Annotated in this window: 20 protein-coding genes and 1 tRNA gene; 7 read left to right on the forward strand and 14 right to left on the reverse strand. The window is 68.1% G+C overall.

Going from position 1 to position 21,172, the window contains the following annotated elements; all coding sequences use genetic code 11:
- Window positions 1-108 precede the first annotated feature (108 nt).
- The gene (ccmB, locus tag ACXJKQ_RS03410; RefSeq protein ID WP_457104369.1) at window positions 109-777 is read right to left on the reverse strand and encodes a heme exporter protein CcmB; all 669 of its coding nucleotides are present in this window, start codon (window positions 775-777) and stop codon (window positions 109-111) included.
- Window positions 774-1,409 carry a heme ABC exporter ATP-binding protein CcmA gene (ccmA, locus tag ACXJKQ_RS03415; RefSeq protein WP_457104370.1) on the reverse strand — a complete coding sequence of 212 codons (636 nt, stop codon included), beginning with the start codon at window positions 1,407-1,409 and terminating at the stop codon, window positions 774-776. Before ccmA ends, ccmB begins: the two co-directional genes overlap by 4 nt.
- Window positions 1,410-1,537: 128 nt before the next feature.
- On the opposite strand from ccmA, the gene ACXJKQ_RS03420 reads away from it, so the two are divergent.
- On the forward strand, window positions 1,538-1,723 hold the full coding sequence (locus ACXJKQ_RS03420; RefSeq protein WP_457104371.1) for a hypothetical protein: 186 nt from the start codon (window positions 1,538-1,540) through the stop codon (window positions 1,721-1,723).
- Here ACXJKQ_RS03420 and ACXJKQ_RS03425 read toward each other — a convergent pair whose 3' ends face one another.
- On the reverse strand, window positions 1,724-2,497 hold the full coding sequence (locus ACXJKQ_RS03425; protein ID WP_457104372.1) for an RNA methyltransferase: 774 nt from the start codon (window positions 2,495-2,497) through the stop codon (window positions 1,724-1,726).
- 207 nt (window positions 2,498-2,704) lie between these two features.
- Between ACXJKQ_RS03425 and ACXJKQ_RS03430 the strand changes: the two genes are divergently transcribed.
- Window positions 2,705-3,919: an NADP-dependent isocitrate dehydrogenase gene (locus ACXJKQ_RS03430; protein ID WP_457104373.1), complete on the forward strand. Its 1,215-nt coding sequence runs from the start codon at window positions 2,705-2,707 to the stop codon at window positions 3,917-3,919.
- Window positions 3,920-4,003: 84 nt separating this feature from the next.
- Here ACXJKQ_RS03430 and ACXJKQ_RS03435 read toward each other — a convergent pair whose 3' ends face one another.
- The 3 genes from ACXJKQ_RS03435 to ACXJKQ_RS03445 form a co-directional block, all read right to left on the reverse strand.
- On the reverse strand, window positions 4,004-4,183 hold the full coding sequence (locus ACXJKQ_RS03435) for a hypothetical protein (RefSeq protein ID WP_457104374.1): 180 nt from the start codon (window positions 4,181-4,183) through the stop codon (window positions 4,004-4,006).
- Window positions 4,184-4,185: 2 nt separating this feature from the next.
- A complete protein-coding gene (locus ACXJKQ_RS03440) occupies window positions 4,186-4,809 on the reverse strand; it encodes an acyl-homoserine-lactone synthase (RefSeq protein WP_457104375.1) in 624 nt (207 codons plus the stop codon).
- 162 nt (window positions 4,810-4,971) lie between these two features.
- Entirely contained in the window at window positions 4,972-5,574 is a 603-nt protein-coding gene (locus tag ACXJKQ_RS03445; RefSeq protein ID WP_457104376.1) for an autoinducer binding domain-containing protein, read from the reverse strand.
- A 276-nt stretch (window positions 5,575-5,850) separates the two neighbouring features.
- Between ACXJKQ_RS03445 and ACXJKQ_RS03450 the strand changes: the two genes are divergently transcribed.
- Window positions 5,851-6,081 (forward strand): hypothetical protein, encoded by a 231-nt coding sequence (locus ACXJKQ_RS03450; RefSeq protein WP_457104377.1) that lies wholly within the window; start codon window positions 5,851-5,853, stop codon window positions 6,079-6,081.
- Between the two features lie 39 nt (window positions 6,082-6,120).
- On the opposite strand, the gene ACXJKQ_RS03455 is transcribed toward ACXJKQ_RS03450, so the two are convergent.
- Entirely contained in the window at window positions 6,121-6,558 is a 438-nt protein-coding gene (locus ACXJKQ_RS03455) for a DUF3429 domain-containing protein (protein ID WP_457104378.1), read from the reverse strand.
- A gap of 137 nt (window positions 6,559-6,695) precedes the next feature.
- Window positions 6,696-9,947 carry a hypothetical protein gene (locus ACXJKQ_RS03460; protein WP_457104379.1) on the reverse strand — a complete coding sequence of 1,084 codons (3,252 nt, stop codon included), beginning with the start codon at window positions 9,945-9,947 and terminating at the stop codon, window positions 6,696-6,698.
- 300 nt (window positions 9,948-10,247) lie between these two features.
- Here ACXJKQ_RS03460 and ACXJKQ_RS03465 point away from each other — a divergent pair, with 300 nt between their 5' ends.
- Window positions 10,248-12,035 (forward strand): acyl-CoA dehydrogenase C-terminal domain-containing protein, encoded by a 1,788-nt coding sequence (locus ACXJKQ_RS03465; protein WP_457104380.1) that lies wholly within the window; start codon window positions 10,248-10,250, stop codon window positions 12,033-12,035.
- 185 nt (window positions 12,036-12,220) lie between these two features.
- Here ACXJKQ_RS03465 and ACXJKQ_RS03470 read toward each other — a convergent pair whose 3' ends face one another.
- From ACXJKQ_RS03470 to ACXJKQ_RS03480, 3 genes are all read right to left on the reverse strand, one after another.
- Window positions 12,221-13,501 (reverse strand): O-acetylhomoserine aminocarboxypropyltransferase, encoded by a 1,281-nt coding sequence (locus tag ACXJKQ_RS03470; protein WP_457104381.1) that lies wholly within the window; start codon window positions 13,499-13,501, stop codon window positions 12,221-12,223.
- 670 nt (window positions 13,502-14,171) lie between these two features.
- Window positions 14,172-14,387 carry a hypothetical protein gene (locus ACXJKQ_RS03475; RefSeq protein ID WP_457104382.1) on the reverse strand — a complete coding sequence of 72 codons (216 nt, stop codon included), beginning with the start codon at window positions 14,385-14,387 and terminating at the stop codon, window positions 14,172-14,174.
- Window positions 14,388-14,421: 34 nt separating this feature from the next.
- Window positions 14,422-14,664, reverse strand: coding sequence for a hypothetical protein (locus ACXJKQ_RS03480; RefSeq protein ID WP_457104383.1), 243 nt, complete (start codon window positions 14,662-14,664; stop codon window positions 14,422-14,424).
- Window positions 14,665-15,307: 643 nt separating this feature from the next.
- On the opposite strand from ACXJKQ_RS03480, the gene ACXJKQ_RS03485 reads away from it, so the two are divergent.
- The 3 genes from ACXJKQ_RS03485 (at window position 15,308) to ACXJKQ_RS03495 (ending at window position 19,641) form a co-directional block, all read left to right on the forward strand.
- The gene (locus ACXJKQ_RS03485; protein WP_457104419.1) at window positions 15,308-17,137 is read left to right on the forward strand and encodes an ATP-binding protein; all 1,830 of its coding nucleotides are present in this window, start codon (window positions 15,308-15,310) and stop codon (window positions 17,135-17,137) included.
- Window positions 17,134-18,804 carry a putative bifunctional diguanylate cyclase/phosphodiesterase gene (locus ACXJKQ_RS03490; RefSeq protein ID WP_457104384.1) on the forward strand — a complete coding sequence of 557 codons (1,671 nt, stop codon included), beginning with the start codon at window positions 17,134-17,136 and terminating at the stop codon, window positions 18,802-18,804. Before ACXJKQ_RS03485 ends, ACXJKQ_RS03490 begins: the two co-directional genes overlap by 4 nt.
- A 501-nt stretch (window positions 18,805-19,305) precedes the next feature.
- A complete protein-coding gene (locus tag ACXJKQ_RS03495; RefSeq protein WP_457104385.1) occupies window positions 19,306-19,641 on the forward strand; it encodes a hypothetical protein in 336 nt (111 codons plus the stop codon).
- An 83-nt stretch (window positions 19,642-19,724) separates the two neighbouring features.
- On the opposite strand, the gene ACXJKQ_RS03500 is transcribed toward ACXJKQ_RS03495, so the two are convergent.
- The 3 genes from ACXJKQ_RS03500 to ACXJKQ_RS03510 all read right to left on the reverse strand — a co-directional run bounded on the left by ACXJKQ_RS03500 (window position 19,725) and on the right by ACXJKQ_RS03510 (window position 21,079).
- Window positions 19,725-19,799 (reverse strand) — tRNA-Gly (locus ACXJKQ_RS03500).
- 106 nt (window positions 19,800-19,905) lie between these two features.
- Window positions 19,906-20,370, reverse strand: a complete 465-nt coding sequence (locus tag ACXJKQ_RS03505; protein WP_457104386.1) for an NUDIX domain-containing protein — start codon at window positions 20,368-20,370, stop codon at window positions 19,906-19,908.
- A gap of 13 nt (window positions 20,371-20,383) precedes the next feature.
- Entirely contained in the window at window positions 20,384-21,079 is a 696-nt protein-coding gene (locus ACXJKQ_RS03510) for a fumarylacetoacetate hydrolase family protein (RefSeq protein WP_457104387.1), read from the reverse strand.
- Window positions 21,080-21,172: the final 93 nt, after the last annotated feature.

Below are 21,172 nucleotides of genomic sequence, written 5' to 3' on the forward strand. Positions count from 1 at the left end.
ACCGGGCGCCAGAAGGAAACGCAGAGGCGACCATGACATAATCATGGTATTTGGATATGGCCGCCTTCGGCACAGTAACCGAGGTGCCGATCGCATAGTCGTCGAGCGTTACTCCGGCCAGCGAAGCGCCGCCGCCGCCGCGAACGTCCCGACCACGGCGGCGATCAACGTCAGCGCCGTCAGCACCGCCAGGGGCACGAGGAACGGCACCGTCCCGCCGCTCGCCGCCTGAGCGGCCGAGACACCGAAGATCAGCGTCGGGATCATCAGCGGCAGCACCAGCACGGCGAGGATCAGGCCGCCCCGGCGAATCGAGGCCGTCAGCGCCGCGCCCACCGCGCCGATGAAGCTGAGCGCCGGCGTCCCCGCCAGCAGGGTCAGGGACGTGGCACCCATGGCGGTCCCGTCGAGGGCCACCAGCAGGCCGAAAAGCGGCGCGGCGAGCGCCAGGGGCAGCCCCGTGGTCAGCCACTGTGCCGCCACCTTGGCGAGGACCACGAGTTCGAGGGGCACCGGCGCGGCGGTCATCAGGTCGAGGGAGCCGTCCTCCTCGTCGGCCTGGAACAAGCGGTCGAGGCCGATCAGGGTCGACAGTACCGCGGCGAGCCAGAGGATCGCCGGGCCGATCCGCGACAGCAGGTTCAGGTCCGGCCCGAGGGCGAAGGGCACCAGAGCGACGATCATCAGGAAGAAGACCAGCGACAGGGCGCCGGAGCCGCCGACGCGTCCGGCGAGCCGCAGGTCGCGGGCGATGAGGGCGAGGAACGCGCCGGTCACGCCCAATCCTCCAGCGGCTCCGCGGCCGCCAGTCCGGCGGCCTCGATGCGCAACTCGGTCGCGCCGGGCATGTCCAGCGGCTGATGCGTCGCGGCGATCACCAGGCCACCGCCGGCCCGGTGGTCGGTCATGAGCCCGGCCAGGACCGCCTGGGAGGCCGCGTCGAGCGCGGCGGTGGGCTCGTCGAGCAGCCAGAGCGGGCGCGCGCAGACCAGGAGCCGTGCCAGCGCGACCCGCCGCCGCTGACCCGCCGACAGGTAGGCCACCGGCAGGTCGTGGGCATGGCCGAGGTCGAGCCGCGCCAGGGCGTCGCGCGGACTCAGGCGCGGCGCGCCAAGGAGCCGCTGGGCGAACAGCAGGTTCTCTCCGGCCGTCAGCGAACTCTTCAGGCCATCCCGGTGCCCCACGGCATGCAGGCATTCGGGCAGGCCCGCCTCTCCCATATCGGCGACCGCGAGGCGCCCGGCATCGGGCCGCAGCCGACCGGAGAGGATGGCGAGCAGGCTGGATTTTCCGGCGCCGTTCCGGCCGGTGACCGCCAGGGCGTCCCCGGGTCCGAGGGCGAAGGCGAGGTTCGAGAAGATGCGGCGCCCGGAGCGGCGGCAGGCCAGATGGTCAACGCTGAGCCGCACGCGGTCCTCCGGCCTCTTCCCCGCCGACGGGCGGCACCTCCGGGTTGCGCGGCCTCCATGCCCGATTGCGAGGCGCAACGGAACCGCCCCGTCCAGCTCGGCTTTGGTTCCGCGACGGAGAATTGCCCATGGCCCAGGCCGGACACCCGAGCGAATCCGAGGTTGCCGCGACACCCGACGCGGTGGCGGGCCGCGCCAAGGTCGAGGCGCGGATGGCGCAGTGCACCCCCGAGGAGCAGACTGCGTTCTGGGAGGCGGTCGGCCGCTGCTTCGGCGGCGGCAAGCCGCCCGAGATGAAATCGGCGGGCGCGTGATCAGGCGTTCCGGCGCGTCAGAGCCCGCAGCGCGCCGCGAAACGTCCGCACATCCTGCTCGGTGAGGCTCATCCTGTGCAGCATGTCGCGCATGTTGCGGGCGATGATCTCTCTCTTCTCCGGCGGATAGAAGCCGGCCTCGTCGAGGGCGGATTCCAGGCTTCCGAACAGGCCGATCAGCGCCTCACGCGTGGCCGGAGGCGACAGCAAGTCTCCGGAAAACGGCAATCGCGCCCGGCCGCTGGCCTGACGCCACGCATAGCCGACGAGCAGCACCGCCTGGGCAAGGTTCAGCGACGGGAAGTCCGGTGAAACCGGAAAGGTGACGATCGCGTCCGCCAGGGACACCTCGTCGTTGGTGAGCCCGACCCGCTCGCGGCCGAACATGACCGCCGTGCGCTGTCCGTCCCGGGCCACGAGTTCGCCCATGGCCTCCTCGGGCGAGAAGACCCGCTTCATTTGCCCGCGCTCGCGGGCCGTGGTCGCCAGCACGTAGCGGCAATCGGCGATCGCCTCGGCGACGCTGCCGAAAATCGTCGCCCGATCGAGGACGTGGGTGGCGCCGGAGGCCGCCTCGCGGACGCCCTTCTTGGGCCAGCCGTTCTTCGGGTTGACGAGGCGTAGGTCCGACAGGCCGAAATTCGCCATGGCGCGGGCCGTCATGCCAATGTTCTCGGCGAGCTGCGGCTCCACCAGGATCACCGCCGGGGTGAGGCCGGGGGGCAGTTCCAGGGTCTTCCTCGGGCTTTCGCCTGGCGCGTCAGGGCTGGTCATTCCGGCCCTCTGGCACGACCGGACCTCGCCCGTCGAGACCCGGGTGACGAAGCCGCCCGGATGACAGCAGCCGCCTTCCGTCGCCGGGAGGGTCGCGCTATGTCGCGGGGCGATTTCGACCCGGGGCACTTGAGCGACGACCTCGGGACACCAACCGCACGGTCCTTGCATGCCGTGCGCCGGAACAAAGCGGGAAGGCATCGGTCCATGGCGAAGATCAAGGTAGCGAACCCCGTCGTCGAACTCGACGGCGACGAGATGACCCGGATCATCTGGGCCGAGATCAAGAACAAGCTGATCCATCCCTATCTCGATCTCGACCTCGAATACTACGATCTCGGCGTTCAGCACCGCGACGCCACCAACGACAAGGTGACCGTCGATGCCGCCGAGGCGATCAAGCGCCACGGCGTCGGCGTGAAGTGCGCCACCATCACCCCCGACGAGCAGCGGGTGCAGGAATTCGGCCTCAAGGAGATGTGGCGCTCGCCCAACGGCACGATCCGCAACATCCTGGGCGGCGTGATCTTCCGCGAGCCGATCATCTGCAAGAACGTGCCGCGCCTCGTGCCCGGCTGGACCCAGCCCTTCGTGATCGGCCGCCACGCCTACGGCGACCAGTATCGCGCCACCGACTTCAAGGTGCCTGGCAAGGGCCGCCTGACGATCAAGTTCGAGGGCGACGACGGCACGGTCATCGAGAAGGAGGTGTTCAAGTTCCCCGATGCCGGCGTCGCCATGTCGATGTACAACCTCGACCAGTCGATCATCGACTTCGCCCGCGCTTCATTGAACTATGGCCTGGCGCGCAAGTACCCGGTCTACCTGTCGACCAAGAATACCATCCTCAAGGTCTATGACGGCCGGTTCAAGGACCTGTTCCAGAAGGTCTACGAGGAGGAATTCGAGGCGAAGTTCAAGGCGCTCGGCCTCACCTACGAGCATCGCCTGATCGACGACATGGTCGCTTCGTGCCTGAAGTGGTCCGGCGGCTACGTCTGGGCCTGCAAGAACTACGATGGCGACGTGCAGTCCGATACGGCCGCGCAGGGCTTCGGCTCGCTCGGCCTGATGACCTCGGTGCTGATGACACCGGACGGCCAGACCGTGGAGGCCGAGGCCGCCCACGGTACGGTCACCCGCCACTATCGTGAGCACCAGAAGGGCCGCGAGACCTCGACCAACTCGATCGCGTCGATCTTCGCCTGGACCCGCGGCCTGTCGCACCGCGCCAAGCTCGACGGCAACGACGATCTGGCGAAGTTCTCCGCGACCCTGGAGAAGGTCTGCGTCGATACCGTCGAGGCCGGGCACATGACCAAGGACCTCGCCCTGCTGGTTGGTCCCGATCAGAAGTGGCTCTCGACCACCGGCTTCCTCGACAAGGTCGACCAGAACCTGAAGACCGCGATGGGCGCCTGACGCCCAAGCCTCGGTTCGAAGACCGGCGGGCGCCTTGCGGAGGCGCCCGCCGGTCCTGTTTCCGCGCAAGCGGCGGCGGTCGTCTCAGGTGCTTCGCCCGTGTTCCGGCGGGCATGTTTCGGCCAGCGCCCGGGCGACCTCGATGAGCAGGAGGTCGATGGCCGCGCGCATCAGCGGATTGCCGATGGTGTCGACCAGTTCGCGAACCTGAAGGCACTGCGTGGCGAGGGCATCCAGCGCCCTGTCGTTGCTGTCGAAGGTCATGCTCAAGCCACCAGGTAACCGGGTTCGGAAACCAGGACCGAGCGGGCGTCGCCGCGGACCGCGCGCAGCTTGGCCAGCGTGCGGGCATCGAACCGGGCTGTGGCCGCCATGATCTCCTCGCCCGCGATCTGCACCGGCAGGCCGAGGGGCTGCGGGCGGAAATGCAGCTGGATGACTTGGATCATGTACAGGGTCGGCATCTGCAGGAGCAGGGTGCTCACCCCATGGGCGAGGCCCCACTCAACGATACCGGTTAGCAGCGCGATCGAGACCGGGTTGATTATCCGGCCCCGGGCACGGTGCGAGCGCGCCACGGCCTGGCGGGTCCATTCCCAGATATGCGGGCCGACCGGCCGCTCGCCCTCGCAGAGCTGCGGCAGGACGTCCGAGAGGAGATGCGGGCGGGTGGTCGGCAGGAGTCGGCTGTAGCCGATGACCGCATCGCCTTCCATGGCGAGGAAATGGACGGCGTGCGGCGTATCGAACTGGTCGATCTCCCGGCCATCCGGACGAGCCAGCTCGGTCCACCCTTTCTCTGCGACGAAGATCTCGTGGCGCAGGCGCCAGGCCTGTTCCATCGCGTCGGCGTATCGATGCGCGTTGGCGGGAGTGACGATGTGGATCACGACGAAACCTCACGTTGGACCGACGTGGGTTGTCCCCGTTTGGCGATGGGCTGTGTAATACGAGAACTCGTAGGGTCGGCGTCCCAGGCCGCCTGTCCGGCCAACGACTTGCGGCCAAGCAGGGTCGGCGGCTCGGAAAGGCCAGCGCAGACCGTGTCGTGTCTAGGTTATCAGCCCGGACCGAAGCGCCTGCGCGACGGTGTGGGCGCGGTTGACCGTATCGAGCTTCGACCGGGCCGAGCGCAGATGGTAATCGACGCCCGAGGCGGTGATGCCCATGACCATACCGATCTCGATGTCGGTCTTCCCTTCCGCCGCCAATTGCAGGGCCTCGCGCTCCCGAGGCGAGAGGCGCGCAGGCTCACGCGCAGCCGGACGGCTGTTCATCAGCAGCAACTGGCCGACCGCGTAGGTCGCCACCAGGTTGACCGCCACGCGCTCGGCCGGATCGATCTCGATCCGGTCACCCGACACGCTGATCCCGCCCGGTTCCCCGTCGAGGGTCACGAACGGCGCCGTGATGCCCGCACGGATGCCGAACTCGCAGGCCTCGTCCATGACCCGGCCCGCGGCGGGCGTGTCCGGCAGCACGGCGCTCCAGTCGAAGGGTGTCGCGCTGGTGCACAGCCGGCGGACCGTGGGGTCGTGGCGGGCATAGCCCTGCGAGACGTATCGACGCGTCCACCCGTCCGGCATCGTGCTCGCTAGGACGAACCCGCCGTGACGGCGCGCCGGAAGGCCGGGCTCGGGCACGATCCCGGCCATGATGTAGGAGACCCCCTTAGCGGGCGAACGCGTCGACGAGCAATCGCGCGACCTCATCCGGGGTGGCGGCCCGTTCCAGGTCGCGCAAGACGTTGAAGGTCCGATCGAGATGCTTCGAATGCGGCATGCCCTATCCCAGACTTGATGCACGCCTTGCGACAAAACTCACGTTGAATGCAACCTGAGGATGGCATCTTCGCGACCGAAAGGCTAGTCTGGCTCCGAGAAGCTCCGCCGTTCGATTGGGCTCAGCGGGGGAGTGCGAGTCTCAACGGCATGACACACGATGCGACACCGCCGACGACACGCTGGCTCCTCGACCGGATCGCCGCCACGCTGAACATCTGCCCGACTTACTTCCGGCAGACCGAGCCGCCCACGAAGGCGGATGCGGATCCGACCGACCGGCAATGTGAGGAAATCGCCGCCCTGTTCCGCGCGATCAGGTCGCCGGCACGACGCAACGCGGTCCTGAACCTCCTGCGCGAGATGGCGCGCGAAACCTGAGGTTTTGCACACTCCATCTCGGGGTCGCGGCGTCCAGCCTCAGGCAGCCACCAGCAGGGCGGCTCCGGCGACGCCCGAAAGCACCAGGCGCAGGCGACCGAGCCAGAGGGGCGTCAGGCCGCGGCGGGACAGATCCTGGTCGACGAAGCCCCAGGCGAGCACGAGTCCACCGAGGATGCGCAGGTCCCAGGGAGCGGGCGCCGCCATCGCGGCCCAGGCCACGAGGGACGGGATGATGGCCACGAGGTAGTCGCCATTGCCGGCATTGCGCGCGGCCGCGGCCCCCCAACGGATCCCGCCCAGAAAGGAGGCGATCACCGCCCCGTAGGCGGACAGGATGGTCCGCGGCGACAGGCCGAGGCTGCTCAGGCCACCGTCGCTGCCCGACACCGCCAGGGCGGCGAATCCCAGGAACGGAACGAGACCGGCCACCCCCAGGACGATCGCGCCGAACGGGACAGGGTTCCGGTGCGCCATCCATCCTCCGAGCAGGGCAAGGGTCGGCGATCCGTGCGATCCGACCCTCGATCCGCCGTCGCCCGGCGGGAGCGTTCCCGCATCGCGGCACGGCGGTCAAGGTCGGGACATCGGACGGGCCATGTCCCGGGTCTTGATCAGCTCCGGCGCGGCGGAGCCGTGAACGGCACCGCGTTCGGCATCGGCGCGCCGAGCAGCGACATCGGTGCGTTGTTGGGCGCCTTGGGTGCCGGAGGCTCGTTGACGGCCGCGTCAATCTTTCGCGGCTTGAAGTTGGCCGCGAGGCTCTTCGCGCTCGCCAGATCGGCAGGGCTCAGCTTGTTGGCCACGTCGTCGCGCTTCTTGCCGGCATCGTCGTCGCCCTGGCCAGCAGCGGCCGAGAACCAGGCGTAGGATTGTACGAGATCCTGCGTCAGGCCGAGCCCGCGCGCGTAGAGCACGGCGAGATTGTACTGGCTGTCGCGGACGCCGAACTCGGCGCCCTGGCGGAACCACGAGGCCGCCGAGGCGAAGTCGGGCTTGCCGTTGGCCGCGGGGTTTTCAGCGTAGAGCACCGCCAGATTGTGCATCGAGCGGGCATGGCCCTGCTCGGCGGCACGACCATACCACAGCTTCGCCTTGTCGAGATCGCGGACGAGGCCGGAGCCCTTCTCGTAATGGCCCGCAAGCTTGTACTGGGCGGGCGCGTAACCGGCCGAGGCCAGCTTCTCATAGAGCTTGGCCGCCACAGACAGGTCGCGGGGCATGCCGCGGCCATCGGCCTCCCGCGTGGCGAGATCCCAGATCGCCGTGCCGTCCCCGTCGAGGGCGGCGAGCCTAACCTTGGTGAGGGCCGGCGGCAGGTTGCCGAGATCGGCCTGAAGGGCGTTCATACCGGCGACCTGCGGCACARCCGACTTGGCGGAGGCGCGCGCCTCGGCCGGCACGGGATTCGGGAGGGCCTGGGTCGTCGTCGGATCGGTCACGGGGGGCTTGGCGTCCGAAGCGGCCTTCGGGGCCTCCGTCGAGGTCTCGTTCGGCATATCCTTCTGAACGGCGGCGGCATCCTCACGGGCGGGAGCGACCTGGCTCGTCGGGACGACGGGCCGCGGCTCCTCCGGGCTGCGCATGGTGATCGCCTGAAGCGCCCCCAACGCCAGCACGATAGCGGCCAGGCCAAGCAGGAGCGGCCGGCGGCGGCGGTCGATCTCGGCGCGCAGCCGGCCAAGGCGGCCCGTCGCAGCCTCCGAAAGGGCGGCGCCCCGGTCGCTTCGAGCCTCCCGGCGCTCGGCCGGCGCCTCGGAGGCCAGCTCTGCCTGGGCGGCCTGCGCGGCCCGCCTTGCGGCAGCGATGAAGCTGGTCTTGATGTCGGTTTCGGAGCCGGCCTCGACGGGCGCGCGTGCGGCGGCAAGGTCGGCGCGGCGCTCTTGGACCGTCCGGCGACCGGAGGGGTCCCGGGGGGTACGCGGCTCGCGCGTCGGCCGGCCGCTGCCGGGCTCGAGCAGATCGTCGGCCAGACGCGAAGCCTCGCCGAGGTCGCGCCGCGGCTTCGCACGCGCCTCGACCGGGGCGAGCGCCACCTCTGGACTCGTGGATGACATCAGGCGCTCGTCGAGGGACGGAGCCCGAGCCGGTACGGCCTCCGCCGGGCCGAGACGGACGAGAAGGCGTTCGAGGGCCGACTGTACGCCCTCGAGGGTCGTCCCGAGCCGCTGATCGGAGGCGACCTGACGGGCCTGCATATCAGCGAGGCTGGCGCGCAGGAGACCGATCTCGCCGGTCTCGGCGGCGGCGATGCCGGAAGTCTGAAGGGTCTGGGCCACCGCGTTGCGCGCGGCGCGCTCCACCGCGGCCTCGCTCGGCGCCGCCTCCCGCAGGGCCGTCACCTGGCGCAGGAGATCGCCCATGGTCCGCTCGAGGCCCGCCAGGGCCGGATCGGCGCTGGCCGGCGCGTCGAGGCGTCCCGCCAGCGACACGACCTGCCGTTCCAGGGCGTCGAGGCCCTCGTGTTCCGATCGGGCACCGACCTGATCGACCTTGTCGGCCAGGCTGCGCAGCATCGCGTGGATCGACGCCATCTCGCCGGAGCGGGAGACCGTGTCGTCACCGGCGCGCTCGGACCAGTCGTCCCGGGCGCAGAGCACGTCGACCTTTTCAGCAAGCGCCTGGATCTGCTCGGCCAGCGCGGCGGGCGCGGCGAACTTCACGTCGCTGCGGATCTCCTCCAGGATCGGCCGAAGGTCCGGGCCGGTGCCCCGCTGCTGCAGTTCGGCGATCTGGGCGCTCACCGCCTGAAGGCTCTGCGCGAGACCCTGGATCCGCTCCGGACCGGCCAAGGCGCCGATCAAGCGGCGGATCTCGTCGAGTTCGCCGAACAGGCCAGCGAGGGTATGACCATCCGGATCGGCGGCACCGGTGGCCGCAACGGTGTCGAGGCGTTCGGCCAAGCGGCGGACGTCCTCCGCGACACGGCTGTGGACGTTCTCCGCCACCTCCTCCGCCAGACGCTCGACCTGCGCCCGAACCTGCTCGATCGGCACCGCGATGGCGGTGAGATCGGTCCCGGCCTGGGCGCGCTCGATACCGCTCGCCAGAGAGACCACCGCCTGCTCGAGGGCACCGATGTCCCGGCTCGTGGCCAGCTGGTTGATCGCCTCGCGCAGGCGCACGGTCTCCTGCTGAAGCTCGATCAGAGCTTCCGACGGCGCGATGCCCTCCTCGATCCGCGCCTCCAGACGGCGCGCGAGGTCCATCCGCATGCTGGCGACGACACCGCCGTCGGATGCGGAGGCCGCAAGGCCCGGCTCGGCGGCCTGCGCCAGCTCGCGCTGCCGCTGACGGATGTCCTGGACTGCATTGCGGATGTCGGCGGCGGCGGGGCGCCCCCGTCGGCCGGGCTGGCGCGTGGCGGCGACCTGCTCGCCGAGCTGGGACATACGGCGCTCGATATCGCCGAGCCGCTCGGTCACCAGCTGGACGGGTGCCGCCTTCAGCGCGCGCTCGATGCGGGACTCGATCTCAGCGAGGCGCCGCGCCTCGGCTTCCTGGGTGGCTCGCCGCTCGTGGTCGAGCGCCCGGTCGAGACCGTCCAGGCGGTTCATCAGCGCGGCGATGCCCTGGCCGTAACCGTCGGCACGCGCCCCGGAGACGTGCGCCGCCTGCTCAAGGTCGGGGCTCGAGGAGAAAGATCTGTCGGGCGCCGATTCGGTCCGGGCCGGCGCCCCGGCGGCCTGCTCGGCGCGGTGGCGACGCCGATGCCGACGGTTCCCCTGCGCACCGGACTGCTGCTGCGGCATCACCGACGCGATCCAGGTCTCGAGGGGCACGCCGGCCCGCGCCGCGACGTCGCGGGCCGCATCGAGCACCTCGGGATCGAAACTGTCGAGCTGCGGCATCGCGTTGCGGGTCATCGGTGGCCTGTCGTCGGCAGCGTTCGGCGTCCGATTCCTCTGCGCAGRGCGGGACCGCAATTCGGTATCCACGAACGCACGCGTCGGATCGTTCGAAAGTGACCATTAACTTTCTTGGTAAACACAAGGTTAAGGTCCGGCTGACGGGGGTAATCGCCGTGCGCGAGCCGGGGCGTGGAACGCCCGCGCCTGTCGCGGGATCGCGAGGCCGGGCCGTTGCTACAGAGCCGGCGTGGCGTTTACATGCGGCCAACGCGGCGGGCCGTTCCGAGAGGCCTGCACCAGACGGGGGAACCAGAGATGCCGCAGTATCGCGCTCCGGTCGAGGACACGCTGTTCTTGCTCAACGATGTCCTCGGCTTCCATGCGCGGGACAACCTCGCCGGATTCGCCGACGCGTCCCCGGACGTGGTCGAGGCGGTCCTGCGCGAGGGCGCGAAGCTCGCCGAGGAGGTGCTGGCGCCGATCAACCGCACCGGCGACATGGAGGGCTGCCGCCGGGAGGCGGACGGCACGGTCCGCACGCCCGCGGGATTCAAGGCGGCCTACGACACCTACGCGAGCGGCGGCTGGATGGGCCTGTCGGTGCCCGAGGCCTATGGCGGCCAGGGCCTGCCGCACACGCTGAACACGGCGATCCAGGAATTCGCCTCGGGCGCAAATCTCGCCTTCGGGATGTATCCCGGCCTGACGCAGGGCGCGATGGCGGCGCTCCTGGTCCACGGCTCGGAAGAGCAGAAGGCCCTCTATCTCCCCAGGATGGTCGAAGGCGCCTGGACCGGTACCATGAACCTCACCGAGCCGCATTGCGGCACGGATCTCGGGCTGCTCAAGACCAAGGCCGCGCCGAACGGCGACGGCTCCTACAGCATCACCGGCACGAAGATCTTCATCTCGGCCGGCGAGCATGACCTCTCCGAGAACATCATCCATCTGGTCATCGCCCGGATAGAGGGCGCACCCGCCGGAACGAAGGGCATCTCGCTGTTCGTGGTGCCGAAGGTCTTGGTGAATGCGGACGGCTCGCTGGGCGCCCGCAACGGCGTGTCCTGTGGCTCCCTCGAGCACAAGATGGGCATTCACGGCAACGCCACCTGCGTGATGAACTACGACGGGGCGACCGGCTGGCTGGTGGGCCAGGAGAATCGCGGCCTCAACGCCATGTTCGTGATGATGAACGAGGCGCGGCTCGCCGTGGGCGTCCAGGGACTCGGGCAGTCTGAGGTCGCCTATCAGAACGCCGCAGCCTACGCGAAGGATCGTCTCCAGGGTCGGGCCTTGACCGGCGCGAAGGCGCCCGAGCGCGCCGCCGACCCGATCATCGTCCATCCGGACGTGCGCCGGACGCTGATGCAGATCCGCGCCTTCAACGAGGCGGCCCGCGCCCTCATGCTGTGGACCGCGCTTCAGGCCGACATTCTCCATCGTTCCGAGGACGCCAAGGAGCGGCAGACCGCGGACGACCATCTCGGACTGCTTACCCCGGTGGTGAAGGGCGTCTTCACCGACCGGGGGTTCGCCAACGCGGTGGAAGCGCAGCAGCTGCTGGGCGGCCACGGCTACATCGAGGAATGGGGCATGTCGCAGTTCGTGCGCGATGCCCGCATCGCCATGATCTACGAGGGCGCCAACGGCATCCAGGCCATGGACCTGATCGGCCGCAAGCTGCCGAAGGACGGCGGCCGGGCGATGATGACCTTCCTGGGCGAGGTCCAGACCTTCCTGAAGGACCATGGCGAGGACCCCGCCATGGCGCCGTTCACGAAGCCGCTCCAGGCCGGGCTGAACGATCTCCAGGGCGCGGTCATGTGGCTGATGCAGAACGCGTTCGCCAAGCCCGACAATGCCGGGGCCGGAGCCACCGACTTCATGCACCTCTTCGGCCTCGTGGCCTTGGGCTACATGTGGGCGAGGATCGCCAAGGCTGCCCTGGCCAAGCACGCCGAGGCCCCCTCCCCGCGCTGGGAGTCGAAGCTGACGAGCGGCCGGTTCTTCATGGAGCGGATGCTGCCGGAGACCGCCCTGCGCCTGACCCGGATCAAGGCGGGAGCGGAGAGCACCATGGCACTGGAGACGGAGGCCTTCTGAGCCACTCGCAGGCGGTCGCCCTCCGTGTCGACGGCCGGCGGCGTCCGATCGACGTCGCCGCGACACGCCGCCGTTTCGGACGCCCCGGCGTCATCCAGGTGGCGCCCGATGCGACCGAAGTCGCGCTGCCTTCGATTCGTCGCCGTGGTCGCGACCACCGCGCCGGATCGAAGGGCGAAAACCCGTCAGTCGCCGAGGGCCGAGTCCAGATCCTCGATCAGGTCCGCCGGGTCCTCCAGGCCGATCGACAGACGCACCACTTCAGGTCCGGCTCCCGCCGCGGTCTTCTGCGCATCCGTGAGCTGGCGGTGCGTCGTCGAGGCCGGGTGGATGATCAGCGAGCGGGTGTCGCCGATATTGGCGAGGTGCGAGAACAGCTGCAGGTTCGATACGAGCTTCACGCCCGCCTCGTAGCCGCCCTTGAGACCGAAGGTGAAGACCGCCCCGGCGCCGTTCGGCGTGTAGCGCTTGGCCAGCGCGTGGTACCGGTCGGTCTCGAGCCCCGGATAGCTCACCCAAGAGACCGCCGGATGCGCCGACAAATGCTTGGCCACCGTCAGCGCGTTGTCGGAATGGCGCTGCATGCGCAGTGGCAGGGTCTCGATCCCGTTGAGGATCAGGAAGGCGTTGAACGGCGAGAGCGCCGGGCCGAGATCGCGTAGGCCGAGCACCCGGCACGCGATGGCGAATCCGAAATTGCCGAAGGTCTCGGCCAACACCATGCCGGAATATTCCGGCCGCGGCTGGCTCATCATCGGGTAGCGGGCGTCGCCGGCCCACTGGAACGAGCCGCCGTCGACGATCAGGCCACCGATGGAGTTGCCGTGCCCGCCGAGGAACTTCGTCGCCGAGTGCACGACGATGTCGGCGCCGTACTCGAAGGGCCGGATCAGGTACGGCGTCGCCATCGTGTTGTCGACGACGAGCGGTATGTTGTGCTTCTTGGCGACCTGCGCCAGCGCCGCGATGTCGGTGATGACGCCGCCGGGATTGGCGATCGATTCGCAGAAGATGGCCTTGGTACGCGGCGTAATCGCCGCCTCGAAGGACGCCGGATCGTCGTTGTCGGCCCAGGCCACCGACCAGCCGAAATTCTTGTACGAGTGATTGAACTGGTTGATCGAGCCGCCGTAGAGCTTGTTCGAGGCCACGAACTCGTCGCCCGGCTGCATCAGGGCGTGCATGGTCAGGAATTCGGCCGCATGGCCGGAGGCGACCGCCAGGGCAGCCGTTCCGCCCTCGAGCGCCGCGATGCGCTCCTCCAGCACGGCGTTCGTCGGGTTGGTGATCCGCGTGTAGATGTTGCCGAAGGCCTGCAGCCCGAACAGCGATGCGGCATGATCAACATCGTCGAACACGAAGCTGGTGGTCTGATAGATCGGCGTGGCCCGCGCGCCCGTGGCTGCATCGGGTGCGGCGCCCGCGTGGATCGCCAGCGTGTTGAAGCCGGGCAGGCGGTCTGTCATCGTGCGGTCTCCTGAGAGCACCCGAGCCTGTACGCCCGCCCGGGACTACGGCGCAAGGTTGCGCGCAGGCCGCAGCGAGGTCGTTCCCGATCATGTCACAATGGTCTGGAACACGGGCGTCTCCGCGCGAGACAGCCGCGCCATGCCCCCTCCCCTGTGCGGACCAGCGGATTCACAGCTCTGCTTTGGCAACGCGGCTTCAGGATCGGCCGCGGGTCCCCTCTCCACCAAAGTCGGGCTTGCCCGACTTGGGCTTCTCATTGGGGATCTCGGGCAGGCTTGAGATCCGTCGGGAGAGGGACAGGGTGAGGGATAGGTGGCATCCGCAGAAAGCCCGACAAGACCGCATATCGACCGCGTGCCTGATCCTGAGGCGTCTCGCCCCTCACCCCAACCCTCTCCCGCTCGGGAGAGGGGGCGCGTCGCGTTCTGCCGCCAGCGCCCGTGGCCGACCCGGATCTGTGACCATCGTAGCGCGTGCGGGAGAGGGTTGGGTTGAGGGACAAGACGATTTCGAGTCGACGGCGCCATGACCGCGCTTTCAGGTCACGTCTCGTCTGAAAGCCGCAAAACCCTCACCCGATCCCTATCCCGAACAGGAGAGAGGACCCGCGCCACGTTCGGCACGGGCTCGGCGATCAACCTCCTCCCGACCCGATCGGAAATGGTTCTAGGCCCCGGACATCTGATGGACGTCGACGTGAGGCTGCCCGGCATCGACCAGGGCGCGATCCACCGCTTCGATGGCGAGCAGGGTCCGGGTCAGGTCTTCCGCCATGGAAATCGGCGCCACGTCGAGGCCACCCAGCCGTCGGGCGATGGCGTTCCGCTGGCGCGCCAGGGCGGCGCGGGCTCGATTCAGTTCCTCGATCTCGTCGGCGGTCATCCGTGCTTCCTCTCCTCGGTAACCGGCGCTGCCGTCAGCTCCCCGGCGCCCAATCGATGTTCGGCCGCTGGGCCAAGATGCGCTCGAAGTAGTTGGCCACCGCCTGCGCCCCGTCCGTGTGCATCATCGCAACGGGATGCGCGAGATAGGCGCGCGCCAGATCGACGGGAATTCGGCCGCTCTGCAGCGCGCTCAGCACCTCGTCGATGAACGCATCGTTCGCCTCATTGAAGTCGTTCGACAGCTTCTTCCGGTCGTTGAGTGCCTTGATCGGCATGCGGCTTCCCTTTCGCTCGGCGCAGCAGTCACACCCGGTCGGGGGTTTGGCAGGAGGGTGAAGCGCGAAACGTGCCCGTGCCCATACGCCTCGGTAACCGTCCGCGCACGGCCCGTGGAGCGGTTTTCGGTTTTCAGACGTTGATACCTCATGTCGATCGCTACAGTTCGCTCCCATACGGTCGAGATCGTTCCGTGCGTGGACGATCCCCGATGTTTCCGATGGATCATTCGTGCCCGTGGAGGCACGGTGGTGGAGCACTCCCCTTATGCCTTCGTGACCCAGAACGGCGCGCGCATTTCCGGCGAGTGCTGGATCCGTGAACATTTCGATGAGGTGCGACCGGCCTAGGTCGACGCGGAAGACGGTTGCGCGCGGTTCCGGCAGCCGGCCGCTCAGACGGATGCGGTGTCCACCGGCGGCACGCCTTCCTGTGCGGCGGCCCCGACCGCTCGCGCGCGAGATTCAGGGGGTCCGGTTCACGATAGCGGCTGCCTAAGGTCGTTCAATAAAACCTTGATTGCGCCTCATTTCGATAAGCCATTGGTTAAGCATCGTGCCGGCTGTCCGAAATTCTTTGTCGGAACTTTAAGCACCGCCCTCCAGTCTCGGTCCGCTTCTGTTTCGGACCAGGGTGCGGATGATGTTGGGCGGCGATGGAACGGTCCTGAACCACGATACCGCTGCGCAGATGGGCTCAGTGACGTCCATCGACGGGTCGAAGGTCCATCTTGAACTCTACGCCCAAGACGGGCGGCCCAAGGTGCGGGTCACGGTCGGGAATCTGGTTCGGATCCACGCTGGAACCGCCGTCCTCATCGGGATCATCACGACGTTGTCGTCGGACAGCGAACGCGGCCGGCTCCCGGGGGCCTATGCGAGCCTCGACCTGCTGGGCGAGTTCGTCGCGGTGAACGGCACGCATCGCTTCAATCGCGGTGTGACCTGCTATCCCGCAATCGGCGACACCGTCGATCTGCTGTCGCCTGAGGACCTGCGCGTGGTGCACCACGTGTCGGCAGCCAATACGGCAGCCGTCGGCGCACTCTATCAGGATCCCGACACACCGGCCTGCATCAAGATCGATGACCTGCTTTCCAAGCACTTCGCGGTGCTCGGAGCCACCGGGGTGGGTAAATCGAGCGGCGTCGCCGTCATCCTGGACGAGGTCATGCGCGCCAAGCCTGCGGTGCGGATCTTCCTGCTGGACGTGCACAACGAATATGCCGCCAGCTTCAGTGACCGCGCCAGCGTGATCAGTCCGCGCACGCTCAAGCTCCCGTTCTGGTTGTTCAACCTCGAGGAGATCGCCGACGTGATCTACGGTGGCCGCCCGGCCATCGATGAGGAGATCGAGATTCTGGCGGAACTGATCCCCCTCGCGAAGAGCAAGTACGCCCAATACAAGGAAACGAGCGACCGGCAGATCGTCAAGCGCAGCATCGGCAAAGTTTCCGGCTACACCGTCGACACGCCGGTTCCCTACATGTTGCAGGACCTGATCGGGCTCATCGACGAGCGGATGGGGCGCTTGGAGAACCGCGTCTCGCGGATGCACTATCACCGGTTGATTACCCGGATCGAGGCCATCCGGAACGATCCCCGCCACGGCTTCATGTTCGAGAACGCCAATGTCGGCGGCGACATGATGGGGGAGATTCTCGCGCATCTGTTCCGCCTCGACCCCGACGGGCGGCCGATGACGATCATGCAGCTCGCCGGCCTGCCCATGGAGGTCGTCGATGCCGTGGTGTGCGTTCTCTGCCGGCTCGCCTTCGAGTTCGGAATCTGGAGCGAGGGTGCGATCCCACTACTGTTCGTGTGCGAGGAGGCACACCGGTTCGCCTCGGCCGATCGCTCCGTGGGCTTCACGCCGACGCGCCGCGCCCTGTCGCGGATCGCCCGTGAAGGCCGGAAGCATGGCGTCCACCTCGGCCTGGTCACCCAACGGCCCGCCGAACTCGACGCGACGATCATGTCGCAATGCAGCACCCTGTTCGCCATGCGGATGACGAATGCCCGTGATCAGGCTTTCCTGGCCGCGGCGGTGTCGGACGCAGCCAATCTTCTGACTTTCGTACCGTCGCTGGGCACCGGCGAGGTCATTGCCTTCGGCGAAGGCGTTCCAATGCCGGCGCGGATGACGTTCCGGCCGCTTCCCGCGGGGCGGCAGCCGCGCAACGATGTGAGCGGCCGCTCATCCGAGGACGCGGCGACGGTCCCGGGGGCGGCCTTCGTCGGTGCCGTCGTGGAACGGTGGCGCGGCGCCACGATGAACAAGGTGGCCGGCCACGAAGCGGATCCGGGCGGCAGCGCACGTTTCGGCCGCGACACGGGCTTCGACAGTCCCCATGGCGCCGCACTCGACCAGGTGCATCGCCGCCTGCTGAAGAGGCCTCTCGACGCCGGGGATACGCCGGCGGACACGGGTGCCTACGCCGCCAAGCCACTCTGGCAGCAGGGCGGAGTATGAGCGAGGCCGCCCCTGCGGAGCGTCAGACGCTGCTCGAAGCCACCCTCCAGGCGCTTCCGGTCGGCGTTGTCGTCCATGACCGGGATGGCCTGTGTATCCTGGCCAACGCCGCCGCCCGCACCCTCGGGGAACAGGCCGTCGCCGCGTGTCACGCCGCGACGGCCGGCAGCCAGGATGCCGCGAGCGTCGAGATCATCGGCGATCGGGTGCTGGAGGTGCAGGCCCGGCCGGTCGTCGAGGGCCGGGCTTCCTACACGCTCACGACCCTCACCGACGTCACCTATCATCATACCCTTCAGCGGGAGCTGATCACCAAGGCCTTCATCGATGCCCTGACCGGTCTCCCCAACCGGACGATGTTCGAGCAGAGCATCGAGGATCTTCTGGCCGGATCCGGGCCGCTGGATCGCTTCGCCCTGGCGTTCATTGACCTCGATAATTTCAAGCACATCAACGACTATTACAGCCACGCCGCGGGCGACGCCCTGCTGCGCAAGGTGGCAGACCGCATCCGCAGCGCCCTGCGCCCAACCGACCTGTTGGCGCGCATCGGTGGCGACGAGTTCGTGCTCCTGCTGAATCCGGTGACCGATCGGGACGCCATGCTGGCGGCAGTACGCGGCATCGCGGAGCGCCTGAAACAACCTTTCTTCATCGATGACCACGAAATCTTCGCCTCCGCCTCCATCGGCCTGAGCCTGTTTCCGGATCACGGGAACACCTACGAGATCCTCGCGCGGCAGGCAGACAACGCCATGTACCGCGTGAAAGGCGGTGTGAAGGGCGGCGTCAGCCTCTTCGAGGATGCAATGAGCCACGCTGCCACGGCCCGGATGGCCGTGGAGCAGCGTCTTCGGCTGGCGATCCGGGACCGATGCTTCTGCTGCGCGTTCCAGCCGAAGGTCGACATGCGCTCCCATGCCGTGATGGGCGTCGAGGTGCTCCTGCGCTGGCGGGACGAACTGGGCGTGATCCAGGCGCCCGGAGACTTCATCGCCCTCGCCATCGAACTCGGGCTGATCAACGAGATCACCCTCCAAGTCCTGGCCGAGACCGTGCGGGCGATGCCCGACATCGACGAGGTGTTCGGCCCGGCCGTCACCGTCAGCATCAACATCGCCGCCAAGCAGGCAGGCGATGTTCCGTTCATGACGGCATTCTGCGAGGCGCTCGGCGAGACCGGCCTTGCCGGACGCTTCGTGCTCGAACTCACCGAGGAAGCCTTCTTCACCACAGGCCGTTTCCAGCGCGAGGTCCTGCCGCGCATCCGGGCCATCGGCGCGCGCGTCTCCATCGACGATTTCGGCGTGGGCTATTCCTCGCTGTCGGCGTTGGCGGAGATCACCGCGGACGAGCTGAAGATCGACCGCTCCTTCATCACCGACATCGACAAGCGGCCGCGCAGCCAGATCGTCCTGAGGGCGATCGAGTCCCTCGGTGCCGCGCTCGGGATGTCGGTGGTGGCCGAAGGGGTCGAGACCCACGAGGAAGTCGCCTATCTCCTCGGCGCGACACAGATCCGCTGCGCCCAGGGCTACTACTTCGCCCGCCCGCTCCTGATCGATCAGATCCGGCAGGCCGAGCCGCGTGCGGCCGGGTCACGCGGTCCCGTCGCCCGAAGCCGCGCCTCGGAACTCAGGGGCGCCAGCCGGCTGCGGCGGGCCTGACCGGCGCACCGGGTCGCGGACTGTCCAGAGTACTGATCCGATCCATCTTCGTCGCAATCAACATATCGAAGCGCCATCATGCCGCTGAAACCTGCAATCAGGCTTCAGCCAGCTCATCAATAAGGACTTAACTATTATTCATGACTCTTGATATTGACGACCATCGAATTAACCTGTTGCGACACGCTCAGGAGCCGCCGATGGTTTCGGCGGACAACGATACAGCGCATCGCGCGCGATTCATCCGACACTTCGCACATCGCGGCTCATCCCTGCGATTTCCGCTCGCGCATTCGTAATTATCAGGCAAGCCGAACGGAACACACGAACATATCACGTTCGATGCGTGGGGCTTCCGAAACGTCAAGAAGGGTGATTATCAGAGACGCGATGGCGGTCCTCGCATCTTTGTGCTTGCGGGCAGCACGATGGTCGAGGGAATCACGGAAGCCGACACGGTCCCGGGCCGCCTGGAGGCGACGCTCCGTCGGCGGGGTCTCAATGCGGACCAGTCCCCCGTCTACGACCCGAAGCATCGCGTCAGAGGATTTTCTCACCTACCTCGACCGCCAATACTCGCGCCTCCAGGATGCCCTGCGCGCGTCCTCGGCCGACGCGCACCCGCACTATCGCGGCCTGGATTTCAGTGGGCTCTTCGCGGACGAAGCCGGATCCGTCTTCTACGACCCGGCGCATTACACGGAATCCGGTCGCCAGATCATGGCTGAAGCCCTGGCGGGCGAAATCGTCGAGGCATTCGTGGCCAAGTCCCTGGCGGCGGCAGGGCTCAGGCCGCTCTTACGTATGCGCAAGATCCTCAGACCGCGACGGACATGACGCAGGGAGGCGAGGACACGCCATCAGTGCTTGCGACGGCACAAGGTCGCCGCCGCGTTCACAAGGAGACTGGTTGGGAAAACTGGAGCGGGCGAAGGGATTCGAACCCTCGACCCCAACCTTGGCAAGGTTGTGCTCTACCCCTGAGCTACACCCGCTCACTGTACCGCGCCGCCAGGACTTGCGTGCCGGCGGCCCCGGCGGCGCTCTCTAAACACCATTCCGCCGGGCGACGCAAGCGTCTCTTTCGCGGCTTTCGACGATTCACCAATTCGGGGCCGGGGGAAGGCCTTCGCAGATCTCGCGCAGGCGCGCCCGGGTCGCCCGGGTGGTGCCCTCGGGCAGCCCGTCCAGGGGAAAGAAACCGCAGGCGGCGATCTCACGATCGGGCGCCTTGGGGCCGAGCACCCGGAAGGATGGAACCACGAACAGTGCCACGTGGTCGCGCGGTGCCACGGCAGCGTTGCGGTACAGGCCGTGAAGACGGGGCGGCCCATCCGGAACGATCTCGGCTTCCTCACGAAATTCGCGCACCATCGCGTCAAGCGCAGTCTCTCCGCGCTCGACGCCGCCGCCGGGCAGATGCCAACCGCTGACATAGGTATGGCGCACCAGCGCCACGCGGCCCTGCCCATCGCGGGCGATGCCGCGCACCCCGAGGGTCATGCCCCGGGACGCGAGCGCCCCGAGGTGGAACAGGCGCCGCAGGAACGGCCGGTCGAGGAGCATGCGAATGTGCGGCTCAGACGACGTCGAGGGTGATCGCGCCGAGTCCGGCGATCGCTGCGACCATGCGCTGGCCGCGCTCGACCGGGCCCACCCCCGAGGGCGTCCCGGTGAAGATCAGGTCGCCCGGCTGGAGGACGAAATAGCCCGACAGGTAGGCGATCTGCTCGGCGACCGACCAGATCATGTCGGCGAGGTCGCCCGTCTGGCGCGTCGCACCATCAACCGAGAGCGTGATCGCGCCCTTCGCCGGATGGCCGATGACGGAGGCCGGATGCAGTGCGCCGATCGGCCCCGATCCGTCGGCCGCCTTGGCGGTGTCCCAGGGCCGCGACATCTTCTTGGCCTCGTCCTGAACGTCGCGCCGGGTCATGTCGAGGCCGATCGCGTAGCCGTAGACATGGTCCAGGGCGGTCTCGACCGGGATGTCGCTGCCGCCGCTGGCGAGGGCCGCCACCATCTCCACCTCGAAATGGTAGTTGCGCGTCTTCGGCGGGTAGGCGTGGGGCGTGGGCTCGGACCCGACGATCTGCAGGGCGTCGGCGGGCTTCATGAAGAAGAACGGCGGCTCGCGATCGGGATCGGCCCCCATCTCGCGGGCATGGGCCGCGTAGTTGCGTCCGACGCAGTAGACGCGGCGCACGGGGAACAGGTCACTGCTCCCGTTGATGGGAAGGGCGATGCGGGGCGGGTTCTGTATGACGGAGAGCATCTCTGCCTCTGCGGTGGAACGTCCGGATGGCCCGGCGCGACGACACCCGGGCCTTACATCACCGTTGTAAGGTCCGCGCCACCGCGCGCCATA

The sequence above is a fragment of the Methylobacterium sp. P5_C11 genome, from assembly GCF_054049775.1.